General features: G+C 55.8%; 24 protein-coding genes and 1 tRNA gene. 13 read left to right on the plus strand and 12 right to left on the minus strand.

Features of this window, described 5'->3' with window-relative positions; translation table 11 throughout:
• The 6 genes from ACZ5C3_RS27150 to ACZ5C3_RS27175 all read right to left on the minus strand — a co-directional run bounded on the left by ACZ5C3_RS27150 (position 1) and on the right by ACZ5C3_RS27175 (position 6432).
• Entirely contained in the window at positions 1–786 is a 786-nt protein-coding gene (locus ACZ5C3_RS27150) for an ABC transporter permease (protein ID WP_464034189.1), read from the minus strand.
• Complete coding sequence (locus tag ACZ5C3_RS27155; protein WP_464034190.1) at positions 783–1556, minus strand: ABC transporter ATP-binding protein; 774 nt, start codon at positions 1554–1556, stop codon at positions 783–785. The genes ACZ5C3_RS27150 and ACZ5C3_RS27155 overlap by 4 nt, the downstream gene beginning before the upstream one ends.
• Positions 1557–1961: 405 nt before the next feature.
• Positions 1962–2759, minus strand: coding sequence for a TetR/AcrR family transcriptional regulator (locus ACZ5C3_RS27160; RefSeq protein ID WP_464034191.1), 798 nt, complete (start codon positions 2757–2759; stop codon positions 1962–1964).
• A gap of 41 nt (positions 2760–2800) precedes the next feature.
• Entirely contained in the window at positions 2801–5092 is a 2292-nt protein-coding gene (locus ACZ5C3_RS27165; protein WP_464044389.1) for a xanthine dehydrogenase family protein molybdopterin-binding subunit, read from the minus strand.
• On the minus strand, positions 5092–5565 hold the full coding sequence (locus ACZ5C3_RS27170; protein WP_464034193.1) for a (2Fe-2S)-binding protein: 474 nt from the start codon (positions 5563–5565) through the stop codon (positions 5092–5094). Before ACZ5C3_RS27170 ends, ACZ5C3_RS27165 begins: the two co-directional genes overlap by 1 nt.
• Before the next feature lie 9 nt (positions 5566–5574).
• Complete coding sequence (locus ACZ5C3_RS27175) at positions 5575–6432, minus strand: FAD binding domain-containing protein (protein ID WP_464034194.1); 858 nt, start codon at positions 6430–6432, stop codon at positions 5575–5577.
• 187 nt (positions 6433–6619) lie between these two features.
• Between ACZ5C3_RS27175 and ACZ5C3_RS27180 the strand changes: the two genes are divergently transcribed.
• Positions 6620–7573 (plus strand): amidohydrolase family protein, encoded by a 954-nt coding sequence (locus ACZ5C3_RS27180; RefSeq protein ID WP_464034195.1) that lies wholly within the window; start codon positions 6620–6622, stop codon positions 7571–7573.
• Positions 7574–7580: 7 nt separating this feature from the next.
• Positions 7581–8495 carry an alpha/beta hydrolase gene (locus ACZ5C3_RS27185; RefSeq protein ID WP_464034196.1) on the plus strand — a complete coding sequence of 305 codons (915 nt, stop codon included), beginning with the start codon at positions 7581–7583 and terminating at the stop codon, positions 8493–8495.
• Between the two features lie 16 nt (positions 8496–8511).
• On the opposite strand, the gene ACZ5C3_RS27190 is transcribed toward ACZ5C3_RS27185, so the two are convergent.
• A complete protein-coding gene (locus tag ACZ5C3_RS27190) occupies positions 8512–9924 on the minus strand; it encodes an aldehyde dehydrogenase family protein (protein ID WP_464034197.1) in 1413 nt (470 codons plus the stop codon).
• 122 nt (positions 9925–10046) lie between these two features.
• Between ACZ5C3_RS27190 and ACZ5C3_RS27195 the strand changes: the two genes are divergently transcribed.
• On the plus strand, positions 10047–10823 hold the full coding sequence (locus tag ACZ5C3_RS27195) for an aspartate dehydrogenase (RefSeq protein WP_464034198.1): 777 nt from the start codon (positions 10047–10049) through the stop codon (positions 10821–10823).
• Positions 10824–10928: 105 nt separating this feature from the next.
• The gene (locus ACZ5C3_RS27200; protein WP_464034199.1) at positions 10929–11381 is read left to right on the plus strand and encodes an SRPBCC family protein; all 453 of its coding nucleotides are present in this window, start codon (positions 10929–10931) and stop codon (positions 11379–11381) included.
• A 17-nt stretch (positions 11382–11398) separates the two neighbouring features.
• On the opposite strand, the gene ACZ5C3_RS27205 is transcribed toward ACZ5C3_RS27200, so the two are convergent.
• Positions 11399–12796 carry an aspartate ammonia-lyase gene (locus tag ACZ5C3_RS27205; protein ID WP_464034200.1) on the minus strand — a complete coding sequence of 466 codons (1398 nt, stop codon included), beginning with the start codon at positions 12794–12796 and terminating at the stop codon, positions 11399–11401.
• Positions 12797–13009: 213 nt separating this feature from the next.
• Positions 13010–13540 (minus strand): cupin domain-containing protein, encoded by a 531-nt coding sequence (locus ACZ5C3_RS27210; RefSeq protein ID WP_464034201.1) that lies wholly within the window; start codon positions 13538–13540, stop codon positions 13010–13012.
• Between the two features lie 617 nt (positions 13541–14157).
• Here ACZ5C3_RS27210 and ACZ5C3_RS27215 point away from each other — a divergent pair.
• The 5 genes from ACZ5C3_RS27215 to ACZ5C3_RS27235 all read left to right on the plus strand — a co-directional run bounded on the left by ACZ5C3_RS27215 (position 14158) and on the right by ACZ5C3_RS27235 (position 19365).
• A complete protein-coding gene (locus ACZ5C3_RS27215; RefSeq protein WP_464044390.1) occupies positions 14158–15420 on the plus strand; it encodes a thiolase family protein in 1263 nt (420 codons plus the stop codon).
• A gap of 98 nt (positions 15421–15518) precedes the next feature.
• Entirely contained in the window at positions 15519–15848 is a 330-nt protein-coding gene (locus tag ACZ5C3_RS27220; protein ID WP_464038445.1) for a Zn-ribbon domain-containing OB-fold protein, read from the plus strand.
• A gap of 2 nt (positions 15849–15850) precedes the next feature.
• Positions 15851–17371 (plus strand): class I adenylate-forming enzyme family protein, encoded by a 1521-nt coding sequence (locus tag ACZ5C3_RS27225; protein WP_464034203.1) that lies wholly within the window; start codon positions 15851–15853, stop codon positions 17369–17371.
• Between the two features lie 27 nt (positions 17372–17398).
• On the plus strand, positions 17399–18019 hold the full coding sequence (locus ACZ5C3_RS27230) for a TetR/AcrR family transcriptional regulator (protein WP_464034204.1): 621 nt from the start codon (positions 17399–17401) through the stop codon (positions 18017–18019).
• A 254-nt stretch (positions 18020–18273) separates the two neighbouring features.
• Positions 18274–19365: an ABC transporter substrate-binding protein gene (locus tag ACZ5C3_RS27235; protein ID WP_464034205.1), complete on the plus strand. Its 1092-nt coding sequence runs from the start codon at positions 18274–18276 to the stop codon at positions 19363–19365.
• 107 nt (positions 19366–19472) lie between these two features.
• Here ACZ5C3_RS27235 and ACZ5C3_RS27240 read toward each other — a convergent pair.
• Together ACZ5C3_RS27240 and ACZ5C3_RS27245 are read right to left on the minus strand one after the other, a co-directional pair.
• A tRNA-Arg gene (locus tag ACZ5C3_RS27240) sits at positions 19473–19549 on the minus strand.
• Positions 19550–19653: 104 nt separating this feature from the next.
• Positions 19654–21621 carry a methyl-accepting chemotaxis protein gene (locus tag ACZ5C3_RS27245; protein WP_464034206.1) on the minus strand — a complete coding sequence of 656 codons (1968 nt, stop codon included), beginning with the start codon at positions 21619–21621 and terminating at the stop codon, positions 19654–19656.
• 222 nt (positions 21622–21843) lie between these two features.
• Here ACZ5C3_RS27245 and ACZ5C3_RS27250 point away from each other — a divergent pair, with 222 nt between their 5' ends.
• Together ACZ5C3_RS27250 and ACZ5C3_RS27255 are read left to right on the plus strand one after the other, a co-directional pair.
• Complete coding sequence (locus ACZ5C3_RS27250) at positions 21844–22290, plus strand: DUF1810 domain-containing protein (protein ID WP_464034207.1); 447 nt, start codon at positions 21844–21846, stop codon at positions 22288–22290.
• Entirely contained in the window at positions 22274–22762 is a 489-nt protein-coding gene (locus ACZ5C3_RS27255) for a secondary thiamine-phosphate synthase enzyme YjbQ (protein WP_464034208.1), read from the plus strand. Before ACZ5C3_RS27250 ends, ACZ5C3_RS27255 begins: the two co-directional genes overlap by 17 nt.
• A gap of 15 nt (positions 22763–22777) precedes the next feature.
• Here the strand turns inward: ACZ5C3_RS27255 and ACZ5C3_RS27260 are convergent, their stop codons facing one another.
• Positions 22778–23200 (minus strand): CAP domain-containing protein, encoded by a 423-nt coding sequence (locus ACZ5C3_RS27260; RefSeq protein WP_464034209.1) that lies wholly within the window; start codon positions 23198–23200, stop codon positions 22778–22780.
• A 159-nt stretch (positions 23201–23359) separates the two neighbouring features.
• Between ACZ5C3_RS27260 and ACZ5C3_RS27265 the strand changes: the two genes are divergently transcribed.
• Entirely contained in the window at positions 23360–23647 is a 288-nt protein-coding gene (locus ACZ5C3_RS27265) for a hypothetical protein (RefSeq protein WP_464034210.1), read from the plus strand.
• An 87-nt stretch (positions 23648–23734) separates the two neighbouring features.
• Entirely contained in the window at positions 23735–24145 is a 411-nt protein-coding gene (locus ACZ5C3_RS27270) for a VOC family protein (RefSeq protein ID WP_464034211.1), read from the plus strand.
• The last annotated feature ends 76 nt before the right edge of the window (positions 24146–24221 follow it).

Genomic DNA, 24221 nt, shown 5'->3' on the forward strand with positions numbered 1-24221 from the left:
TTAAGTCATCACCGGCGCTTCGCTACGACGGATCCAGAAAATGTAACGGCGGGCCGCGTAGCGCATGAGACCGTGCATCACCAAACCGATAACCGAGAGGATAATCAAAACTGCGAAGACCCCCGGAACATCCATGCTGAAGTTCAGTGTTATGACGAGATACCCTAGGCCAACCTGGGCACCGACAAATTCACCCACGATAGCTCCAATGACTGCCAGCACTGCGGCAATCTCCAGTCCGGCGAAGATGAGAACCAACGCGGACGGAATTCTCAATCGAACGAGAATCTGCCATTTCGTCGCTCCGAAGGCCTTCATCATCTCCAACTGGTCTTTATCGGTTGAATGAAAGCCGGCGATGACGCTGACGAGAATAGGAAAGAAGCAAATGAGAGCCGTGATGACGACCTTCGAAGTCAATCCATAGCCGAACCAGATGATGAAGAGCGGCGCGATCGCAATTTTAGGCAGAGTTTGAAGAGCAACCAAATAGGGGTAAACGAGTCGCTCAAAGGCTGGGATCAACGAGATCATTGCGCCAACGACGAGGCCGGCAATACAACCAAGCACAAATCCGAGCAAGACTTCGAAAAGCGTCGCCCAAAGATGAGGCCAGATCGTTCCGCTTGCAAACAACGAGTAGAGGCGAAGAACCGTCGAGCTAGGTGTCGGCAGGACAATGGGTGAAATCTCAAACAGACGACATGATCCTTCCCAAACGGCTAAGAATGCGATTGCAAGGATAATCGATTGCAGTCGGTTTTTGCTTGAAGAGGTCTTGCTCATAGCGATGTCGCCGTCATTGATTGCGCGCCAAAGATCGTACGGATGTGATGGCAGATCTCACCGAAGCGTGGCGTACCCATTGTTTGAAGGCTACGGGGACGCCCTACATCGACATCGATGACTTCCGATATTCTTCCCGGCCGTGGAGACATAACCACGACGCGATCGCCAAGAAGAACAGCTTCTGGAATGCTGTGGGTGATGAAGACGACGGTCTTCTTCTCTTCCGACCACACTCGCATCAGTTCCATGTTCATGGCTTCGCGGGTCATCGCATCAAGCGCGCCAAACGGTTCATCCATGAGCAAGATGCGCGGCTCACGCATCAAGGCACGGCAAATCGAAGCACGCTGCTGCATGCCGCCTGACAATTCAAACGGGTATTTCTCAGCAAAGTCCTGCAACCCCATGAAGGACAAGAGCCCTCGAGCGCGCGTAACGACGGCTTCAGATTTATCGTTTCGGAGTCTGGCGGGGAGCAGGACGTTCTCAAGCACTGTGTTCCAGGGCAGCAACGTCGCCTGCTGAAAGACAACCCCAACGTCGGGACGTGGCTCGGTAATCTGAGAGCCCGCGCACTCCGCCACTCCCGATGTCGCTCGTTCCAACCCCGCCAAGATGCGCAGCAGCGTCGTTTTGCCACAGCCGCTGGGACCTACGACTGAAATGAATTCGCCCTCGCGGATGTCGAGATTCACATTCGTCAGTGCGTTTACTGTTTCGCCCGAGCGCGTATTGAATCGCTTTTCCAGATTAGCAATTCTGATCATCGTCGGTTTTCCGGAAACATCGACAACGCGTTCACCATCCCTGTTTTTCAGCTGAGCGCTTGAAGCAATCATCCCTAAATCCATTTTGCCTTAATCTATCGCGTCACATACGCGGAGACTTGGTCTCTGTTGACTAGAGAGTTAACTGGGATTTTTAGGATTTGTCTAGCTGCAAATATTTTTTGCTGCAAAGCATTCAGGCAATGCGCGGGGCCAATTGCCTAATTGTTGTTGTTTGATCGCGCTCGAAGTCAACCAAACGAAATGGGGGCCAACGGCTTTACCGTCGGCCCCCATCTAACCAGTTGGTCTTCAACCACAAAAACGGACGTTATCGGAACGGATCGCAGCGCTCGTAACCGCGTGCACTGCACTCGATTTGTGCTGTATGCACAGTCGATTTTTTCAGGATTCGACTTTGCGGCGTTCGCGGATGTCGGCCTGAGCAGATTTCGTTTCAGTTTTTTGGCGCAACATATCTTCTGGATCGAACACGCAAAACTGCAGAACAACGTTCGTCACGTGCCGAACCCATTCTTGACGCGAGCTGACGGAACTCAGGTCTCGTCCGAGAGCTATTTCCAGAGTGTATTGGTTTGACAGGTAGTGATAGCAAAGCGACGACAGCGTGAGATAAACCAGCGTCGGGTCGAGATTCGCCCGAAATATTTTATCTTTGCTTCCACGATCGAGAATGAAGCTCAGGGTTTCGACAAGCGGATTGTACAGATCCCGAATCCGCTTCGACTTCCGAATATACTTGCCGCGATGTTTGTTTTCCTCATTCAGCAAACGAATGAGATTTGGATTGCTTTCCAGCGCGAGAAAGGTGTGCTCGATCAGCTGCTCCATCGCGAAGATCGGATCGCTGGCGCGGATGGATAGATCTCGCTGCTGATCGCGAAATGCCTCGTACATCTTTTCAAGCGAGGCGACGAAAAGCCCCTCCTTCGACTTGAAATAGTAGTACAGCATGTTCTTGCTGAGACTACATCGCTCCGCGATCCTATCAACGCGCGCGCCTTCGAATCCGATACGACCGAATTCCTCCATCGCGAGTTTTAGAATCTTTTCCCGAACACGAGCTGGATCGCTGCTTCGACGCGCCAAGACGGACTCCCTTATCTCAGATGGCCAAATGAGGGTTCCTCCGTGTCCCAGGGCAAGTGCCTCTCTGGACGCGGGCGGGTCCCCACCCGACACCAGAGAGAGCGTAAACGCCTGCGAAAATCAAATAAAAATGCTCAAATCGGCGAAGCTCCCGCACTTGCGTTCTCCGCCAACTGCCAGATTCGCGGTGGCGATAGAGGCAACTCCATGGGCTGCACATTGAGGTGAGAGAGCGCGTCTGCGATGGCGTTTGCCATTAAGCCCCCCACAGGAATGAGCCCGCCCTCTCCCGCCCCCTTAGCTCCCAATGGGTTATTTGGGCAAGGCTTCAATTCAACCGTGATCGAGTCGATCTTTGGAAAATCCGAAGCCGTCGGCATCAGGTAATCGGCGAAAGAACCTGTAAGAAGCTGCCCCTCATCATCATAAACGAGATGTTCGAGAAACGCGCCGCCGAGACCTTGAACGATCGATCCGATGGCCTGTCCATGCAAGGTCAGGGGATTGATCATGCGTCCCACGTCTTCCACCGACATGTAGTCCAAGACCTTGACATGGCCGGTGCCAGGATCAACCGCGACGTGCGCGGCCTGGCTGCCATAAGCCCACGTATATTTCTTATTGAAGAATTCGGCTTCAACCTCCAGCGGCTCTGTCGAAAGCTCTCCGAACGGAATGCTGGATTGCCGGAACGTAGCCCGCTCTTCACCCAGCGAGACTTCGCTTGGAGTGCACCCAAAGTGAGCGGCTGCCTTCTCACGGATGAGACCCTTCAACTTCTCAGCACCGACGAGGATTGCAGATCCTCCCATGACGGTCGAACGTGAATGATAAGCTCCGTAACCATCCTTCACATAGCTCGTAGACCCATGAAGAATTGAAATTTTGTCGTATGAGAACTCCATGGCATCCGCAGCAATCTGCGCCATGATGGTTTCCAGCCCCTGCCCGACTGAAGATGATCCCATGTAGACCGTCAGCAATCCGCCAGGTTCCAGGACCAATCGGACTTCTTCTTTTGGGCCCGCTGCACCTCCCTCGATAAAGCTTCCGACAGCGAGGCCATGGTAGTATCCGTCGATGAGTTGCCCGCGAAGTTTGGATTTTTCCTCCCAGTTAAACTCCTGCAAGCAGCGGTCGAAAACTGCGTGATAATCACCGCTGTCGAGCTCTGTCGAACTGTCATAGGGCGTAATTGAAGCAAGCGGATACGGCATCTGAGCGTCGGCCACCAAATTTTGACGGCGTATTTCCACGCGGTCGATCTTCAGGTCTTGAGCCGCCAGATCAATCATTCGCTCGCGAATGAAATCTGTTTCATAACGTCCGGGCCCCCGATACGTCCCACTGGGCGTCTTATTTGTGGTCAGCATCGAGCTCTTGATATCAATGTGCTCGAAGCAATATGGACCACTCATGTACTGCGCGACATTGCGCGGCCCGACCGAACCGTTCGTCCGGACATATGCTCCTGTATCGCACCACGCCTGCCCTCGCAGTCCGATGAACTTGCCGTCACGTGTTGCTGCGAACTCGACCTCACACTCGACATCGCGGGCATGATTGGCGCTCATCATGTGCTCGCGCCGATCTTCAACCCATTTAACGGGCCGACCAACGATCTTGGCGGCGGCTGGGATGAGGAAGTCTTCCGGATAGAATTCTCCGCGAGACCCAAAACCGCCGCCGACATCCACCTCAATCAGGTCGACCGCCTCCAGTTCGAGACCCATTTGGGCTGCGAGAGTACGGCGATTATACCACGCCGTCTTTGCCGCGCCCCAGACAGTCAATTTTCCAGCCGCACTGTCCCACTCGGCCACAAAGCCACGTGGCTCCATGAACATCGCGGCGTGCCGCTGCACTTTAAACCTCTCGCGCCGAACGTAATCGGCGGTCTTGAAGGCTTCGTCCGCGTTGCCGCGGAAAGCCGTCCAGGTGATGGCGACGTTCGAACCATGCTCCTCGAACAGTAATGATTTCTTCGCCTCGGCATGAGCGCGATTGGCAACGGGGGCCAGCGGCTCAATGTCCAAGTCTATGAACTCGAGTGCATCCTCTGCAATGGCCTGGCTTTCAGCAATAACCACAGCAACCGGCTCTCCGACGTAGCGAACCTTGCCATCGGCGACCACAGGCTGGTGAAAGGTCTCCAACTGCGGCAAGGGCTGCAACCTCAATGGAATCCGCGGCACCACGTCTCCGAAATCTTTCGCCGTCAGGACAGCATGAACGCCCTTGAGCGCCAGCGCAGCCTGGGTATCTATCGACTTGATCGCTCCGTGAGCGGTGGAGCTTCGCAAAATCACCGCGTAGAGCTGGTTCGGCCTATTGACGTCAGCAACGTAAGTTCCGGCGCCCCGGACCAGACGGAGATCCTCAACGCGCTCCATGGGACGGCCGATATAGGAATTCGATACTTTCATCACTTGCCGCCCTCATTCCTGTATGAACTGCGCGCCTCCAAGACGGCCTCGACGATCGGGATATATCCTGAGCACCGACAGAGATTGCCCGAAAGAACATCGCGAATGCGGTCTTCGTCGGCATCCGGTTCGTGGCTGAGCAGAGCGTGTGCCGTGGTGATGAACCCCGGCGTGCAAAACCCGCATTGCAGAGCATGATGCTTGCGAAATGCAGCCTGCAGCGGCGTCAGCTCGTCACCGGAAAGTCCCTCTACGGTGACCACTTCCTCATTTTGCGCTTGAACGGCCAACATCAAACACGAGCGTACAGCTTCACCATTGACCAAGACGGTGCACGCTCCGCACACACCGTGCTCGCATGCGAGATGCGTTCCCGTTTGTCCGAGGTTGTTCCGGAGGCAGTCTGCGAGCGTCGTGCGCGGCTCGACATCGGCTTTTACCGAGCTGCCGTTGAGATCGAATTCGATTTGCATAACCAACTCCTAAATCAACGTTTTCTTCAGGCCGCGCGCAAGAAGGGTCGAGACAAGGGCCGCCCGATAGGCGCTTGGCGCATGAATATCTGATGGTGGATCCACCGTTTGCCTGGCCTTCGCAGCGGCGGCGGCAATCACCTTCTCGCTCGGAACATTTCCGTTCAGCAGATCCTCGACTTCGGTCAACCGGATTGGCCGGTCCGCTATGCCGATGGCCCCCACATGGGCGCCAGCGATCTGTTGCTTTTCATCGAGATCGTAATAAAGGGCGACTCCCGCCATCGCGAAATCGCCCTTCCTTCGCGCGAACTCCAGAAATGCCCACTTTCGTTTTGAATTCCACGCGGGAAGATGGATTTCCGTCAAAATCTCATCTGGTTCGAGCGTCGTTTGAAGCGGACCTACGAAGAAATCGGCAGCTTCTTCAGTTCGTGTGCCCGAGGGCCCGACAATGGTCATGCGCGCCTCGCAGGTGAGCGCGATTCCCGGCATTTCTGCTGAGGGGTCCGCATGCGCGACAGACCCGCCGACCGTTCCTCGATTGCGAACCTGATAATGCGCAACGTGCTTGATCGCCTCCGCAAGCAGGGGATGACTGACAGCGAGCCGCTTGTCTGCCTCGATATCGCACCAGCGCACTTTTGCACCCAATCGAACCCCATCTTCACCGATGGCAATCGCGTCCAGGTTTTTGAGATATTTGAGATCGACCAGGAGGTCCGGCGATGCGAGACGGTAGGCCAACATCGGCATCAGGCTTTGTCCGCCGGAAATGACCTTGGCATCTCCATTTCTCGACGCGAGCAGCTTGACCGCCTCATCGACTGAAGTGGGCGCTGCGTATTCCAGAACCGGAGGCTTCATTGGGCCCCCCAGCAATAAACAACCATCGGCTTACGGCCTCCTCAGAAGTGATACACCCGCGCCTTACCAAGCTGACGGCTGTAGTGACCAGGCAATTTCGGGATCACTATATGGATTGTTGACTATTCGGTCAACACATGGCTAGCCTATGTAAAATCGCATGACATCATAGAAACGGGAATTTGCAATGCACAACAATACGCCAGTTATTGCCATCGAAGAGCACTATTGGGATCCCGAGCTGGCGAAGTATTTTCCCAGTGGCGAAAACAAGTCTCACGTCCAGGATTTATTGACCGAAATCGGCGATGTTCGACTGCGCGCGATGGATGACGCCGGAATTGATGTCCAGGTGCTCTCCCACGGTGCACCAGCTGCACAAAAATTGCCGGCAGAACTGGCTGTCGACTTGACGAAGCGAACGAACGATCGTCTCGCCGAGGCGTGCGCCAAGTATCCATCTCGCTTTGCAGCATTTGCGGCGCTTCCAACCCCAGTTCCGGAACAGGCGGCTTTAGAGCTTGAACGATGCGTCAAGGATCTTGGCTTCAAGGGCGCAATGATTCATGGCCTGACAAACGGCCTGTTCATTGACGACAAGCGGTTCTGGCCGATCTTTGAGGTGGCCGAAAAGCTTGACGTTCCAATTTACTTGCACCCGTCGGTTCCAAATTCAGAGGTGACCAAACTCTACTACGACGATTACGCGGCTGAATTTCCGACTGTCATCCGGCCGGCTTGGGGATTTACGGTCGAGACAGCAACCGTCGCTATCCGTCTTATTTTGAGCAGAGCGCTCGAGAAGTACTCGAAACTCCAGATCATCCTTGGGCACCTTGGAGAAACGCTTCCGTTCTTGTTGTGGCGCATCAACCAATCGCTTGCTCGCCCGGGCCAAAAGCCTCTCGATTTCCGCAAGCTGTTTTGTGAACATTTTCACGTTACGACGAGCGGCTTTTTTTCGACTCCGGCGCTCATGTGCACCATGCTTGAGCTTGGCATCGACCGCATCATGTTTGCCGTCGACTACCCTTACGTCGTGAACCAAGACGGAATGGATTGGATCGAGCAACTTCAACTATCGCCGGACGACAAACGTAAACTCGTCGGGGACAACGCACGCAAACTTCTGAAGCTGTGAGTTTAGAATGACCGTGCTGCCGACGATACCGACCGAACTATCGGACCTTATGGCGAAGGTTGGCCCGATTTGGGCCTCCGATACCAAAGGCCATATTCAATTGATGATCGACAAATTCACCGATGTTTTAAAGTGGTCACCAAAGGACAACATCGCTGTCGAGTCCATCTCTTATGGAAAGCATGAGAGACAGCAATTTGAGCTTTTCACCCCCTTGAGGGGACCTCTCAGCCGAAGGCCTGCTCTCATTTTCGTGCACGGAGGAGCCTTCACCGAAGGCAGTCGGCATCGCAGCACCGAAATCTACGCCAACGTGCTGTATTACTTTGCACGGCACGGCGTCGTCGGCGTCAATCTCGGCTATCGTCTCGCGCCAGAGGCTCAGTACCCGGAAGCAACCTTTGATATCGCGAAAGCGGTGGGTTGGGTCCGAGCTAACGCCGACCGGCTTAACGTCGATCCGAAGCGGATATTTCTCATGGGCCACTCTGCGGGCGGTGCTCATGTCGGGAGCTACGCCTACGACAAGAAGCTCCAGCCCGCGGGCGGTCATGGTCTTGCCGGCGTTCTGATCGTCAGCGGGAGGGTTCGCGCTGACGCGCGAGACGATAACCCGAACGCGAAGCGCGTCATGGCCTACTATGGCCCGGATACATCCGCTTACGATGATCTATCCCCGGTATCGCACGTAGATGCCCAGAGCCCACCCACGTTCGTGGCCTGCGCCGAATTTGAAAATCCTCTGATCGACGTTTACTGCTTCGAACTTGCCCATCGCTTGGCCGCCACAAAGGGACGCGCTCCACCGTTCGTGTGGATGAAGAGGCATAATCACACATCGATTATCGCCCACTTCAACACCGCAGAGGACAAGCTAGGTCGTGCCTGCCTTCAATTTATACAGGAAACGCCGCCAGCTTAGGCTCATTCACTCAGCGTCAGGCAAGCCTGACGCCAGTGAACTTCGGCTGCGTATACTCCTCGAGCGCATATGGCAGTCCTTCACGGCCCACGCCTGACCTGCCGACGCCTCCAAATGGATAGTTGTCGAGGCGGAAACGGCTGGCTTCGTTGATCCAGACGGAGCCCGCTCTGAGATCCTCCGAAACACGCATCGCCGAAGCAAGGCTCGTCGTGAAACACGACGCCTGTAGTCCAAACTCACACTCGTTGGCGATCTGAATCGCATGGTCGAGGCTGTTGGCACGGATGACAACAACAACGGGGCCAAAGACCTCCTCACGGATCAAACGAGCCTCGGACGGAGGATCGACGACGATCGTTGGCGGAATCACGCAACCGGTGCTGTCCCCGGAGCTTATGATGCTGCAACCGAGTGCCCGCGCATCCTCCAGCATTGAGGTTATGCGGGCTGCAGCGCGCGCGTTTACAACCGGACCCAGATCGGTATCAGGCAGTCTCGGATCTCCCAATTTGAGCCGCTTGGATGCCTCGACAAAGCGATCGAGGAACCTATCGAAAATTGTCTTTTCAACGATGATCCGCTGGGTCGAAATACACTGCTGACCGCTTGCCTCGAAAGAGGATGGAATGAGGCGCGCGACGGCATCTTCGAGATTTGCATCCGCAGCTACGATATTTGCCGAGTTTCCTCCGAGTTCGCCCAGGAAGCGCTTCGCACCTGCAGCACGCGCCAGCGCGTCGCCCGCCGACGTTCCGCCCGTCAGCGTCACGACATCGACGTCGGGATGCGCTGCAAGCGCAAGCGCTTCCTCACGGTCCCCCGGAACGACGTGAATGAGCCCCTCTGGCAGGCCCGCTTGTACAAATGCCTTCGCTATGGCTTCCGCGATCTGCGTGCCTTCGAGGCTCGGCTTGATAATCACCGCGTTTCCAGTCACGAGCGCCGGCGCGACTTTCTGAACCAGCAAGTTGGATGGTGCATTGAACGGCGTAATTGCGGCCACCACCCCATAGGGCATCCGCCGCGTGAATCCGAACAGACCCTTGCCCGCTGGAACAGCATCGAGCGGAATGACCTCGCCGCCCAGGCTATGGATATGCTGCGCACAGGCTTGAATAAACGCAATGCTGCGTTTCACTTCCATTTCCGCCGCCCGGCGCGGCTTGCCGATGTGTGAGATCGTCATCGTCACCAGGCGCTCGAATTCACCTTCTAGGACCTTTGCTGCAGCGATAATCCAGGACGCACGCTCATGAGCAGATGCTTTGGCAGAGGCCAGGAAAGCCAATCGTGCTGATTTTGCCGCGCGCTCAACCACATCGCTTCCGCCCGCCTGCACTTCAAATGCGGTGACTTGGGTCCAAGGATCGACAACCGTGAAACGACCGTCCTTCGTTGCAGGGGCGCGCCCAGAACTCTCAGCCATCTTCATTCCTTTCTTCTTGCTCTCCGAGGCGCACGACCAGGCGCCCATCTCTGACTTAGAAGCTTGACATCATGTTGACCGTATAGTCAACATATAGATGACCTTGGATCGTGGAGTTTGCCTTGAGGATTGCAGTTATTGGATATGGAGCAATCGGACGATTTCTGATCTCGCAATTGGATTGTGAGCCGGACATCGAAACCTGTGCAGTGCTTTCATTGCCTCGGCCGGACACGTGCTCCAAGCCTGTAGTCGACAATGTCGATGAACTTCTCTCGGCACGGCCCGACCTGGTTGTGGAATGTGCCGGTCACGGCGCTTTACGAGTTTTCGGCGAGACTGTCCTGCGCCAAGGAACCGATCTGCTCGTCGTATCGGTCGGTGCGCTAGCCGATTCAGAATTGGAAACAGCACTGCGGGTCGCCAGCGCCACCGGGGGAGGCAAGCTACTGATTCCCGGTGGGGCCCTCGGGGGCATAGACGCATTAAGCGCGGCGCGCGAGGCAGGCCTTTCATCCGTCGACTACATCGGACGAAAGGCACCCGCCGCGTGGAAAGGAACGGCAGCCGAGAAGATCGTGCAGCTCGACCGCGTGACGGAGCCTCATACCTTCATCGATTGCGAAGCTCGGACGGCGGCTCTGACATTTCCGCAAAATGCGAACGTCGTGGCTGCCATCGCGCTGGCAGGCTTAGGCTTCGATAAAACCCGCGTCCGCCTCATCGTTGACCCGCAGGCTGAGGGCAACGTCCACTCCTACGTGGCCCGTGGCGAATTCGGCGAAATCTCCACCATCATTCGTTCGAAGACATTGGCGGCGAATCCGAAGACGTCGATCCTCGCTCCTTTTAGCCTGGTTCAAACCATCAAAAAGCGAAGCGGATTGATCCCCGCGTGATGCCGGGGATCGCATCATTGAGCTTCAACCCACTTGAACTACGCGTTCTGCCGAACGCGCACAGCAAAGATGCTGCCTCACTCACGCAACGCAAGGATCTCTGTCATGCCCATGACGATGAACGGAACCATTGAACTGGCGGCCCCCCGCGCAACGGTTTGGAACAAGCTCAACGATCCCGACACGCTCAAATCGTGTATCCCGGGCTGCGAACAGCTCAACCTCCTCTCCGAGCACGAATTCGAGGCCGTCGCCGTCAACCGGATCGGCCCCGTGAAAGCCAAGTTCAAGGGCCGCGTGACCTTGTCGGATATCGCGCCGCTGGAAGGCTATAAGATTTCCGGCACCGGGGATGGCGGCATCGCAGGTTTCGCCAAAGGCGCGGCCTCGGTTCGCCTGGCCGACCATGGCGAAAACACCCTGCTCTCCTATGAGGTCGAAACTCAGATCGGCGGGAAGCTGGCTCAACTCGGACAGCGTCTCATCGACGGCACAGCGAAGAAACTAGCCGATCAGTTCTTCGAAAGATTTGCCGAAGCCGTCAAACAGGCCGCCTGATCATTGCCTGTTCCGAGCTATACGAAATCCAGGTTGACCAGTCGCTCGAAGCTCAACATTTCATCCCATTGCTGTTGAGACATGAGCTCCCGCTCCACCACAACGAGTTGGTGGAGCGACTTTCCTTCCAAATAGCTGGTACGGGCGATCTCGGCACACACGCGATAGCCGAACAAGGGCTTCAGTGCTGTGACAATCCCAAGGGAATTCAGAAGCATATTTCGAGTATGCTCCTCGTTAGCGGTTATTCCGACGATGCAGCGATCGCGTAGGCTCGTCATCGCCCGTTCCATGGTCCGAATGGAAAAGAAGAGCGAAAAAGCGATCACCGGCTCCATCACATTGAGCTGCAACTGCCCTGCTGAGGCCGCGAGCGTAATGGTGGTATCGAGCCCGATAACCAGAAAACTCACTTGATTCACGACTTCCGGGATAACCGGATTGACCTTCCCGGGCATGATGGAAGATCCAGGCTGCAGTTGAGGCAAGTTTATTTCATTTAATCCGCATCGAGGCCCCGAGCTCAGCAATCGGATATCATTGCATATCTTTGTCAGTTTGCTGGCCGTTCGCTTCAGGGCCCCCGAGAGCTGGACATATGCGCCGGTATCCGATGTCGCTTCCACGAGGTCGCTCGCCAGCACGAACTCAATCCCCGTTAGATCGCTCAGGTGCTTCACCGCCAGCCGAGGATAACCACGCGCAGCGGTGACCGATGTCCCGATCGCGGTCGCTCCAAGATTGATCTCTCGAAGCAGCTTCTGAACTTCCCGTGTCCGATCGATTTCCTCTCCAATGGTTGTCCCCCAACCCCGAAACTCCGAGCCCAAGGACATCGGTACCGCGTCTTGAAGATGGGTCCGCCCCATCTTTACGACGCGTGCGAATTCCTTTCCCTTGTCGAAAAACGAGTCGCGCAGCTTCTCCAGAGCAGCGACATATCCCTCAAGCCGCAGGATCAGTGCCAGACGAAAGGCCGTGGGATACGTATCATTGGTCGACTGACCATAGTTCACGTGATCGTTCGGGCTGACATGCTGATAATCGCCCTTATCGCGGCCGAGCAATTCCAACGCGAGGTTCGCGATCACCTCGTTGGCGTTCATATTGGTTGAGGTTCCGGCCCCGCCTTGGACGAGATCAGTGATGAACTGATCGTTCATGGCTCCGGTGATCACTCGGTTGCAGGCCTCCAAGATCACCGCGGCAATATCCGGTGCCAAGACCCCAAGATCTCGGTTCGCCATCGCAGCGGCCTTCTTGACGTAGCCAAAAGCCTTCACAAAGGAAGGCTCATGATTCATCGGGACGCCGGTGATATCGAAGTTCTCAAAGCCTCGAAGGGTTTGGACGCCATAGTAGAGGTCGTTAGCAATCTCGCGCTGACCAAGAAAGTCGTGCTCGATGCGGCTCATGTGCGTCTCATCTTCTTAGCACCAGTCACACGATTGTTCTGACTTCCCAGACCGGCGGCAGGATCATCAGGAGGCCGAGAATATCTGCGGCTGCGATTGCAACCGCAGATCGCGCAATGATCTGCGATGTAGAGAGTACCATTTCGCCACGACATAAGGGACTCCCGCCCCGCATAACGCCGAGAGTGGAAGCCCTACAATCAGGCGCCTCGTCTATGCTCCGGTGAGGTGAGCATCACGACGCTTGTATAGCTCGTCGTCCGCATAACCCATTGTTTCGGGCTTTCCGCGGCCGAGCATCACCTGAAAATAGACCGGCTCCAGGCTGTTGTTCTCGTAGCCGTGAATGACGCCAGCCGGGCAGGAAATGCATTCCCATGGTCCGAGGCGCTTTTCAATTTTCCGACCATCCTCATCTTGCACGAAGACGTCGAGATGACCTTGTAGAACGAAGAAGACTTCTTCTACCTCATGCGTATGCGCTGCGTTCCCCTGTCCAGGCGGCACAAACATGATCGAGAGAGTGAAGTTTCCCGGAGGAATCGCAGAATTGTCTCCATGCTTGCCGGAACCGCCAGCGCCAATAAATCGGTGCTGTGCACGCTTGAAACCCTCGATCTTCGCATCTTCGAAAGCCGCCCAGTCGGCACGTCGATCGGCGTAACGAGCGACGTAGCGGGCCATGATGTCTTCAAGCGAAGCTGATTCCAACTCCTTGGGGCGAGCGTGACGTGCGACAGCCATTTATCTCTCCTTTTGATATGAATCCGGCTCGAGACGCAGAGCAGTCGCGCCGCGAGCCTAACGTGGATACCGCCGCCCTAACGGGTCACCTGGCAATCCTCGCTGGCTGTCAATTTCTTACCTCAAGTTGACTACTCGGTCAACAGAACGGCCGCATTCGTACGAGGTGGGGATGTGAGGAAATAACCAATGCTCGGCGTAGCGACCTTAGGGGCCACCGGGACAGAGCGAGGGCGCGAAGCCGTTACATCAGGAATTTCATGGCCCTTTTATAAGTGACAGGGCCCCTACCTGCCCGATCAAAAAGCCACCGCCCCGCGTCACGAACATCTTGAAGGCGCTTGAGTTAGGTTGTTCGGCCAAGTACCGCAACAAAGCTCCGCACAGACCAATCACGTCTCAGCGACGTTGGTTCGGTTTTCGACTGCACAGTGAGTTCCCCTCCTGCTGCAGCACCAACTCGGTGGTTGCGTGGCAATATCCAGCAGCTCTCGAAGACTACCGGCTTAGCGCGGAGATCAACCCGATCCCATCATTCATCGATCCTATTGATGGGTCGGCCCGACTGACTAAGCACGACGAACGGTCCCGATGGGTTGGCCCCTGAGGTATCGAACATGAAGGATGCAACGTGCGCCTCAAAAAGAAAATCTGTACAAACGTACAATTTGTCGTACACTTGTACGACAAGGGAAATTGAACGAAACCAAATGGGTCCGTCAATGAAAGACGTTGCTATTGCGGGTTACGCAGAGACGAAGATCGACGTGCGGGGAGGTCGAACATCGTACGAGTTGGCCGGAGATGCTCTCGACCAAATCCTGCGTCAAACAAACGTGGATAAAAGCGAAATAGACGGCCTATTAGTGTCAGAAACCATGAGCGAGAGTGCCAATCCATTCTGGGCTCAGTATATGGCGGACGTTCTGGGCATGTCCCCAACTTGGCTCGAGCTGCTCGGGCTCGGAGGCGTCTCCAGCATTGGTGGTGTGGCGCGTGCGGCCATGGCGATCAGAAATAACGCGTGCTCCATCGCGCTTGTCCTGGCCGCAGATGCACAATCCAGCGGCCAAACGCCTGAGCAGGGCGCTCAACGCTTTGAATTTCAATATCCGACAGGCTTAAGAGGTCCTGTTGGCGCGTTTGGGTTGATCATGCGGCGGTATGATCATCTCTATGGTTTAAACCGGCGCGCACTTGCTCGACTAGCGGTGACCCAGCGCAGCCATGCGGTTCTGAATGACAATGCATGCCCGCGCCTGCGGAAGGCGATCACTGAAGATGACTATTTGAATTCGAAGCTGGTCTCAGATCCGCTGCGTGTCCTCGATAGTGTCATGGTCTGCGATGGCGCGAATGCCGTTCTGGTCATGTCGAGCGATGAAGCCAAACGGCGAGGTCTTAAGGCAGTTTATCCGACCGGTTACGCAGAACTGACGCACTATAAAGTCACCGAGCCGCTCACAGAAATCACTGAGTCAGGATTTCTGGCGGCCGGTCCGCGCGCGCTGAAGCAATCCGGATTGAGAGCGCAGGATGTGCAGTCTTTCCATCCCTATGATGATTTCATCATCGCGATCATGTTGCAGCTCGAGCAAATCGGCTTCTGCGACGTCGGCAAAGGTGCTGATTTCATTCTCAACAAGGATATGACGTTCAAGGGAGATCTCCCGCTTAACACTGGTGGCGGCCAGATTTCCGCTGGGCAGCCGGGGCTTGCTGGCGGAGGACTAAACCTGGTCGAAGCGGTTCGGCAGATGTTCGGTGACGGCGGGCCGCGGCAAATCAAGAGGACCCAGAATGCGATGGTCACCGGCATCGGTGGCATCCCCTATGCTCGCAACTGGTGCACGTCAGCGGTCATGATCCTGGAGCAATAGAGATGAATGAAAACGTAAAGGCCGTCCGGCCTCTTCCAAAAATCGGATCATACATTGATACGAAAGAGTTTTGGGATGGAGCAAAGCGCGGGAAGTTGATGTTGCAGTTCTGCACTGAAACCAAACGCTTTCAGCATTTCCCAAGGCCGGTCAGCCTGTTCACCGGTCGAAAGACTGTCGAGTGGCGGGAGGCGTCGGGCTACGGAACGGTCTATTCATGGACTGTAACACGATCGCCCTGGCCAGGCCACGAGCAGCGCATCCCGTATATCTGCGCCTATGTGGAGCTTGATGAGGGCGTGCGTTTTCTGTGCAATCTGGTCGATTGCGACGAGAATGAAATCGAGATTGGCATGCCGGTCAAGGTGCGGTGGGATCGGCTGACTGAGGAAATCGAGTTCCCCGATTTTGCACCAAGAGGGAGATAGCCGTGAAGCTGCCGGCATACCTTGCTGCTCAAGCACAACTTCTACCGAACAAGGCAGCTCTCGTCTGCGGTGACAATCGCGTTACGTTTCGGCAGCTTCATGAGGACAGCAGCCGTATTGCCACCTATCTGCGTCACTCCGGTATCCAGGTCGGAGACCGTATTGCGATTTGCCTGCCGAATTGCTGCGAGTTTGTGACGATCTTCTTTGGAATTGTGAAGTGTGGCGCGATCGCGATGCCGATCAATATGCGCCTTTCTTCAAATGAGATTTCAGCGATCATAACGGATGCAGCGCCGGCGGCGGTCTTCTTCAGCGAATCCGAGAGAGACGCCGTCGCGAAGTTCGATACGGATGGTCTCCGGCGGTTCTTCGTTGGAGATACCTCAAGCTCGAATGAAGCACCGCTTACAACTCTTCTTGCGGCTAGGATCGAGCAAATAGACGTTCCGCCAGAGTGCGATGATTGTATGATCTCGTATACCTCTGGAACGACCGGACGACCAAAGGGCGTTATCACCACGCAGGCAAATTACATCGTCGCGAACGGCTTCTTGAACGCGACGTATTGGCGACTGTCTGCCGACGATCGAATTTTGGTCACGACACCATTGGCGCATCGAACCGCTTTCGCGCGCGTTGGAAACATGGCCGTCCTCGGCGCGACCCTACACATCATGCCTCGTTTCGATGCAGAGGAAGCGACCAGGATAATCGAGGCTGAAGAGATCTCGCTTATTTCGATTGTCCCAACCGTCGGCCGAATGATGCTGCCGTCTATTGTGGCAAGTCCCGGCCGGTATCGCTCCCTGCGCATCCTTGTTGCTACGGGTGAGGCGTTTCCTGTCGAGACTAAGCGACGATTGATGACGGCGCTTCCGCACCTTCAAATATTTTCCTTCTTTGCGATGACGGAAGCGGGCTCGCTGGCAATGCTCCAGCCGCAGGATCAGCTCAAGTACAGCAGTTCCGTCGGGCGCATCACGCCAGGAGTGGAGCTTCGCCTGGTCAACGAGGCGGGCGTGCCAGTTCAAACCGGTGAGGCGGGCGAAATATGGGTACGGTCAGGACTCCCGGGGCAATATCTCCTCTTCAGGACATACTTCGGGCAGCCTGATGCGATGCGTCACGCATTTCAGGATGGCTGGTTCAAGACGGGAGATATCGGTCGGTTTGATGAGGACGGCTATCTCTACATCGTGGATAGAAAGAAGGACATGGTCCTTTCCGGCGGGTACAACGTGTATTCTAAGGAGGTCGAGTTGGTCCTCCTGCGTCATCCGGGGGTCGCAGACGCGGCGGTGATCGGTGTGCCTGACGAGATTTATGGGGAGTCAGTGGCAGCGTTTATCGAACTCGAACCTGCGGCCAGCGTATCGGCTGATGAGCTTGTTCAGCGTTGCGCAGAAGAGCTTGCCAGTTATAAGAAGCCGAAGCACGTCGTCTTCGTGAAAGAACTTCCCAAAAACAGCACGGGAAAAGTCTTGAAGACCGAACTGCGTAGTGCTTTCACGAAGCATTAGATCGTTTTAACAGCCAACACGGCCGGTATGCCAGAAAACTCAGCAGCAACGAAGCAAGGATCCTCTCCTGTCGAAAGCAGGGGGAAGCTTCAACAAAGGCATATCGCTGGTGTGGTGTATGACCTGATCGCCGAATTGGGCATTGAAAATGTAACGATGCGGCAGATTGCCGAGGCTGCAAATGTAAGTCTCGGCACGATTACCTATCATTTTCGGTCAAAAGAAGCGTTGATAGCGACGGCACTCGAGGCAGGTTATGCCTTGCCTGATGACTGGGACCAGCACAAGGGGTCGCCAGTCGCCCAACTTCGTCGCATTGCCTCATCTTACATTGAACAGTTGCCGGCAAATCGATGGTGGCGCTTTTGGATCAACTCAGTTGCGATGAGTACCCGAAGTTCCGAGCTTCAGATCATCCAATCGAAGCGCTTTGACAAGCAAAGGCGTTTTTGGATTAAACTGATTACTGAGGGACAAAAGGCTGGCGAGATCAGGCCGGATATTCCGGCCGAGGAGACCGCCGACCAAATGCTGGTTGAGGTTCACGGCCGAATCATTCTTCAGCTCATGAAACCTGGCGCCAAGATGAGAAATGCCGCTCGTGACGCGATCAATAAAATGATCGATGACATTCTGACCGACGCATAACTTCACACGCTTTTCACCACCTAATAACCTGCGGCGAAAGTCGGCGGCGACTGGTGGATGCGCGCGTCGAATACAGTCCCGCACGTCCGTACGATTAATCGTACGTATGTACGATTTTAATTGACAGCCAATTTTCTCCTCGTACGCTGACCGGATCATTCGCGATCAGCCGTTGAGGAAGTTGCGGTATCGTTTGGCGGTTCGGGTCGTCGTTTGAAGTCTGTGTAGATGCGCTTCAACAAGCGAGGACAAACATGACCAAGTCGTATTCCGTTTTCGTCGCGCTCATGCTTGCTATGTCTATGAATGTGGAGGGGAGCTTCGCCGCGGAGAAAGTTCGCGCGCTTATCCCTGTACGCAATATCGATGAGTCCCTCGCGCCGTTTCCGGTGGCTAAGTATCTGGGCTACTACGCGCAAGAAGGCCTCGACGTCGAATTGCTTGCGGTCGGCGGCTCGAATGAAGTTGCTATTCAGATTGCTGCTGGAAACGGCGACGTTGGGGAAGCAACGCCCGCGCAAGCGGTGATTGGCATGCAGCAAAATGCAAGCGCACCGCTTGATTTGCGATACTTCTACAACGCGGGCTACCGAAACATATGGTCGATCTCGGTTCCCGCTGACAGTCCGGTTAAAAGCATCGGTGATCTTCGCGGAAAGAAAATCGGAGTCACTGCACTGGGAAGCGCTGGCACGACGTATGGAAAGGCTTACGTAAGGTCTGGCGGCTTGAATCCGGATACCGACGTTACATTTATTCCGATAGGAGCTGGCCCGCAGGCAGTTGCCGCAATTCAGCAAAAGATTGTTGATGCGGTTGTGTTTTGGGATGCTGCCAATGTCCGGTTCGAACTCAGCGGGCTTAATTTGCGCCCGCTCAAAATCGACGCGAAGCTCGAGGCGCTGCCGGATGTTTCGATTTTGGCACGCAACGACGTCATTCGCGACAAGCCCAAAATGCTGGTCGGTTTCGCGAGAGCCGTCTCTAAGGCGCTCGACTTTACATTAGCAAACCCGGCAGCAGCAGTTCTGATTACCTGGAAAATGTATCCGGAAAGTCGACCAAAGGAGAAAGATCCTGAAAAGGCTTTGGCTCAGGGCCTAAAGATTAGTCAGCTGAGAATGGCGGGATGGACCAATCCGGAGACACGCGGCAAGAATGGCCTCTTTATCGACGCCGATTGGAAGAACCTCAGTGATTTCCTGTTGAGAGAAAAGCAGATTGCTCAACCGGTGCCGACGTCACGCATGTTCACCAACGACTTTATCGACGACATTAACAAATACGACAGGGCGGCTGTCGTGCGGCAGGCGAGAGAATTTGATCTGAAATCGGTCCAACCATGAGCGACTATGAGAAACTGCGCTCCGACCGATTGAAGCGATCGGCCGGCTTATTTTGCTTTGGTATATGCTGCTGGCGTTAATGCGTCCGCGGCCAACTAGAAAATGGATGGCGATCCCGGGAAGACTCGAACTTCCGACCTACGGTTTAGGAAACCGTCGCTCTATCCGGCTGAGCTACGGGACCGAATGCCATTCACACCCACACATTGCATGGTGTTCCGACTTCCTTATCAGAGCCCGCAGCCTGCCGCTACCCCGCTCTTGCAGGCTTACGCTGTCATATCGCCGTCAAGCCGCCCGGATGCTGGCAAGGAAGCGGTCCACCTCGTCACGTAGGGTCTCTGACTGCACCGCTAGCTTTGCCGCAGATCCGAGCATTTCACGGGCCGCCGTTTCCGTCGTGGCAACTCCCTCGGTGACGCTCAGAATATTTTGCGACACTTCACCGGTCCGCGCAGCCGCCTGCTGCACATTGCGGGCGATTTCCTGCGTCGCCGATCCCTGCTCTTCGACCGCGGACGCGATCGATGAGGAGATTTCATCGATGTCGGCAATGGTTGAGGTGATGGCGCGGATGTCCTCCACGACTGCATTCGTCTCACGCTGTATGGACGCGACCTGAGCGCCGATGTCCTCGGTCGCTTTGGCGGTCTGCGTCGCAAGCGATTTCACCTCGCTCGCCACCACCGCAAATCCCTTGCCGGCCTCACCGGCTCTCGCCGATTCGATGGTGGCGTTCAGGGCCAGCAGATTGGTCTGACTGGCAATGGTGTTGATCAGCTCGACGACTTCGCCGATTTTCTGAGCCGCTGACGACAAGCTCTTAACGCGGGCGTTCGATTGTTGGCTGCCGTCCGCCGCCTTGCTTACCACGGCAGACGCCTGCGCGAGCTGCCGCCCGATTTCGCTGATTGAGGATGACAACTCTTCAGATGCCACGGCGACACTCTGAACGTTATCGGAGGCATGTTCGGACGCAACTGAGACAATTTCGGTCTGCTGCCGCGATTGCGCGACGGTTGATGACATCGACTGTGCCGTCATCTGCATGTCAGATGCGGCCGAAGAGACGCTTTCGACCACACCTCGCACGCTGGCCTCAAAATGATCGGCCAGGGCAGCAAAGGCCTTTCGCTTCTCTTGTTCCGAGCGCGCCTTGTTTTCCTCCTGCTCCGCCTGAAGCTGACTCACCCGAATGGCGTTATCCTTGAACACAGCTACAGCCTGCGCCATCTGCCCGACTTCATCGCCGCGCTCACGCATCGGCAAATCAACGGAGAGATTGCCGTTGACTAGCTCGCGCATCGCATCGGTGATGGCGAGGATCGGACGCGATATGCCGCGGGCAATCAGCAAACCGGCCGCAATCGCGAGAAGCAGACCCAGCGCCGCCATGCCGGCTGCCAGTAACCGGGCGCGCTGTTGCGAGGCGACGTACTCGCTGTTGTCCATGACCATTTCGACGACACCAATAGACTTACCGGAGAAATCCTTGATCGGCCCCAGAAGCGCCGCGACCGGGGTACCATTCAGATCACCCTGGCGAATCAGGAAATCGCCATCACCGACGCCCCGGTAGTCGGCCGTACCGAAAAAGCTTTTCCCGCCGAGCGTTCCGCCGAAGGTCTTGAACGTGTTGTCGCCAGCAAGATGAAAGGCGATATCGACGCCGCGGGTGCGCTTGAATTCATCAAAGAAGCCCTGGCCAAACGTCAGGCCAAACTCAACTGATCCCACGTGCTTTCCAGCGGCCATGACAGGCACAACGCCGCGGATGCCGAGACCGGCAACACCGCCCTCCAGACCGACGATCGTTTTCTTCTCCGCATTGGCCGCGACCACCGTCTTTCGGAAGCTGGAGAGATCATCGCCGAACTTCGCCGGCTGATGCACACGGAGATACGAGACAGCCGGCGGTGTGTGAAACTGGAACTGATCGACGCCATATTCCGATTTCATTGTCGCAAAGCCTGGACCAAATAACCGCATCAAGGCGTCCCGGTCATCCTTAGCCATGGCCTCCTGCACTGCCGGGATGGACGCGACAACCGCGCTCATGGCGGCGGCCCGGCGCGATTCCTGTCCGAGACGCGACTGAAGCGCGTCATAGTGGCTTCGCAATTCACGCTGGTCGGCCCGATCGACAATGCCAGCGATGATCCACATGGCCCCAGCCAGCATGAACAAGGCTGTCGTCGCCGACGCGAATGCCAGTGCGGCCGTGATTCGCCCTCTCAGGCCAAAATTCCTCAGCATTGTAAGCTCGCGGTGAAAATACGAGTGACCCAGCGAGCGCGGATTTTATCCGCAAGTCATTAATGGACCTTAATTTTGTCCGCGCCGCCGGAGACAACACGATGCGTAACGTATTCGCAGTCCGGCCTTGCGTATGAAATCTCTTGAACAAAAGGCTCGCCGCAAGCTTACTCTTGCTTTGCTGAGCCTCCTCAGACCAGGATCTTCTCATTGGGAGTGGGCATGGCCGCATCATTCGATCTCAAGCGCTTTGTCGACGCACAAGCACCTGTCTATGACCGGGTGCTCTCGGAGCTCCGCGCTGGACGGAAGCAAAGTCACTGGATGTGGTTCATTTTTCCGCAGATTGCCGGTTTGGGACACAGCGTCATGTCACAACGATATGCCATCTCTTCTCTTCAGGAAGCGACGGACTATCTGCACCATTCCCTGCTCGGACCACGGCTTCGCGAATGCACGAAACTGGTCTGTGCAGTTTCGGGAAAGTCCATCGACAGTATTCTTGGATGGCCGGACAACATGAAATTCCACTCATCGATGACCCTGTTTGACGATGCCTCCGATCAGAACCAGGAATTTGCCGAGGCTATCCAGAAATACTTCGACGGACGTTTTGACCGCACCACACTGGAGCGGCTGAACAAAGCGCTGGATGCCCACACGGAGTGAACGCATCATCATGACCTATGCGCCAATCGTATCGGCCCCCATCAATGTTGTCGCCACCACGACACTTACTCTCACAACGCACGGGGAAGGGTTCACCAACTTCACCCGGGAAGTCCGCCAGTTTCTCGAAGAAACAGGCGGGATATCCGGAACGATCAATCTGTTTATCCGGCACACCTCCGCGTCGCTGACGATTCAGGAGAATGCCGATCCCGACGTGCTCACGGATTTGACGACAGCACTGAGGCGAATGGCGCCGGACAACGCCGGATGGATTCATGCGACCGAAGGACCGGATGACATGCCAGCTCACATCAAGACCATGGTGACGTCATGCAGTCTTCAAATACCGGTGATCGACGGCGCGATGGCACTCGGGACCTGGCAAGGCATCTATCTGATCGAGCACCGTGCGCGACCGCACCGACGCGAAATCGTCATGCAATTCGTCGGCACGCGCGACCACTCATGAGACGCGATTGCAGCTTCAATCTGTAATCACCCTCGCCCAAAATACGCGATAGGGAGAGCTCGGATTCGAGACTGACGCGACGCCGACTTTATGCGCCCCTTCCATCAGCAGATTCTCACGGTGACCCGGACTGTCTTTCCATTGCTGCAATGTCTCGGCGAAGGTTCGAAAGCCCGCCGCGATATTTTCCGCAGCCCTCGACTTGCGCAGCCCAGCCACGCGCGACGAAAAGCTGCCACCGACAGTATGGCTGATCGTACCGCTCGACGCCATCGCACGCGCCTGCCGGAGCGCAGCGGCATGCAGCCTGCTATCAATCTTCACGAACGACAATCCGTGGGCGCGTCGATAAGCGCTGATCTGACCGGCATAGTCAGCCGCCATGGCAGAGGTCTGCAAAACAAGAATGAAGCAAATGATGAAAGAAGCAATTTTCATTTTCACCTCAGCTTTGTGGGACAGAGAACGACGACTGTGAGATTGGCGTCGATGAATGTCCATTCATGGACATTAAAATTCAAAGATGAATTCACTCGGCCACATTTTCGAGCAACTTTTTCTCATCACTCGTGTTTGTTTTTGAGTAAGGAGAACGAGATGAAACTTAAATTGGCTTTCATTGGACTGGCGGCTCTTGGCGGGGCTGCGCTGGCATCCGGCACCGCCTCGGCGATGCCGAACGGTCTGGCAGGAGCTGCGCCAACCACCGCAAACAACGTCGAGCACGTCCGTTGGGTGTGTAATCCATGGGGACGGTGCTGGTGGCGGCCGAACTACTACGGGGCTTACGGCTTCTACGGCGGGCCACGATTCTATCGTTCTCCGAGGTATTACGGAGGACGCGGCTGGGGTTATCATGGCGGCTGGCACGGTCGCCGTTGGTGACATAGAAAGGAGGGCATCAGCCCTCCTTTTCTTTTATCGACATCGCTGAACGTCGCGATCAATTCTCTCAAACTTACCGGAAAGCTCATGCCGATTGAAATCAGTGCCCTCGATCACCTGGTCGTGAACGTCACGGACGCCGAGCGATCGGCCGCGTGGTATGAACGCGTTCTCGGGATGAAGCGCCTTGATTTCGATCCGGGACATGGCCGCGCCAAGCGCATTTCGATGTTGTTCGGCGGCCAGAAGATCAACCTCCGGCCGGTGACAACAGACAAACAGGAGTGGTTTACCGCAGACCACGAAGCGGCCGGGAGCGACGACCTGTGCTTTCTGACCACGGCGGCGCCGCAGGATGTGGCCACTCACCTCAAAGACTGCGGTGTCGCGATCGAAGAAGGGCCGGTTGAAAAGCAGGGTGCGAGAGGCACATTGATGTCGGTCTACTGCCGCGACCCGGATGGCAGCCTGATCGAAATTTCATCTTACAAGAGCTAACAGCCCATACCCAAACGCCAGCCCATGAGCGTTCTGTTCACGTCGCATCGCACTGCGACAGCGCTTGCGGTTCCAC

The sequence above is a fragment of the Afipia dichlorophenoxyacetatis genome (genome assembly GCF_055386385.1).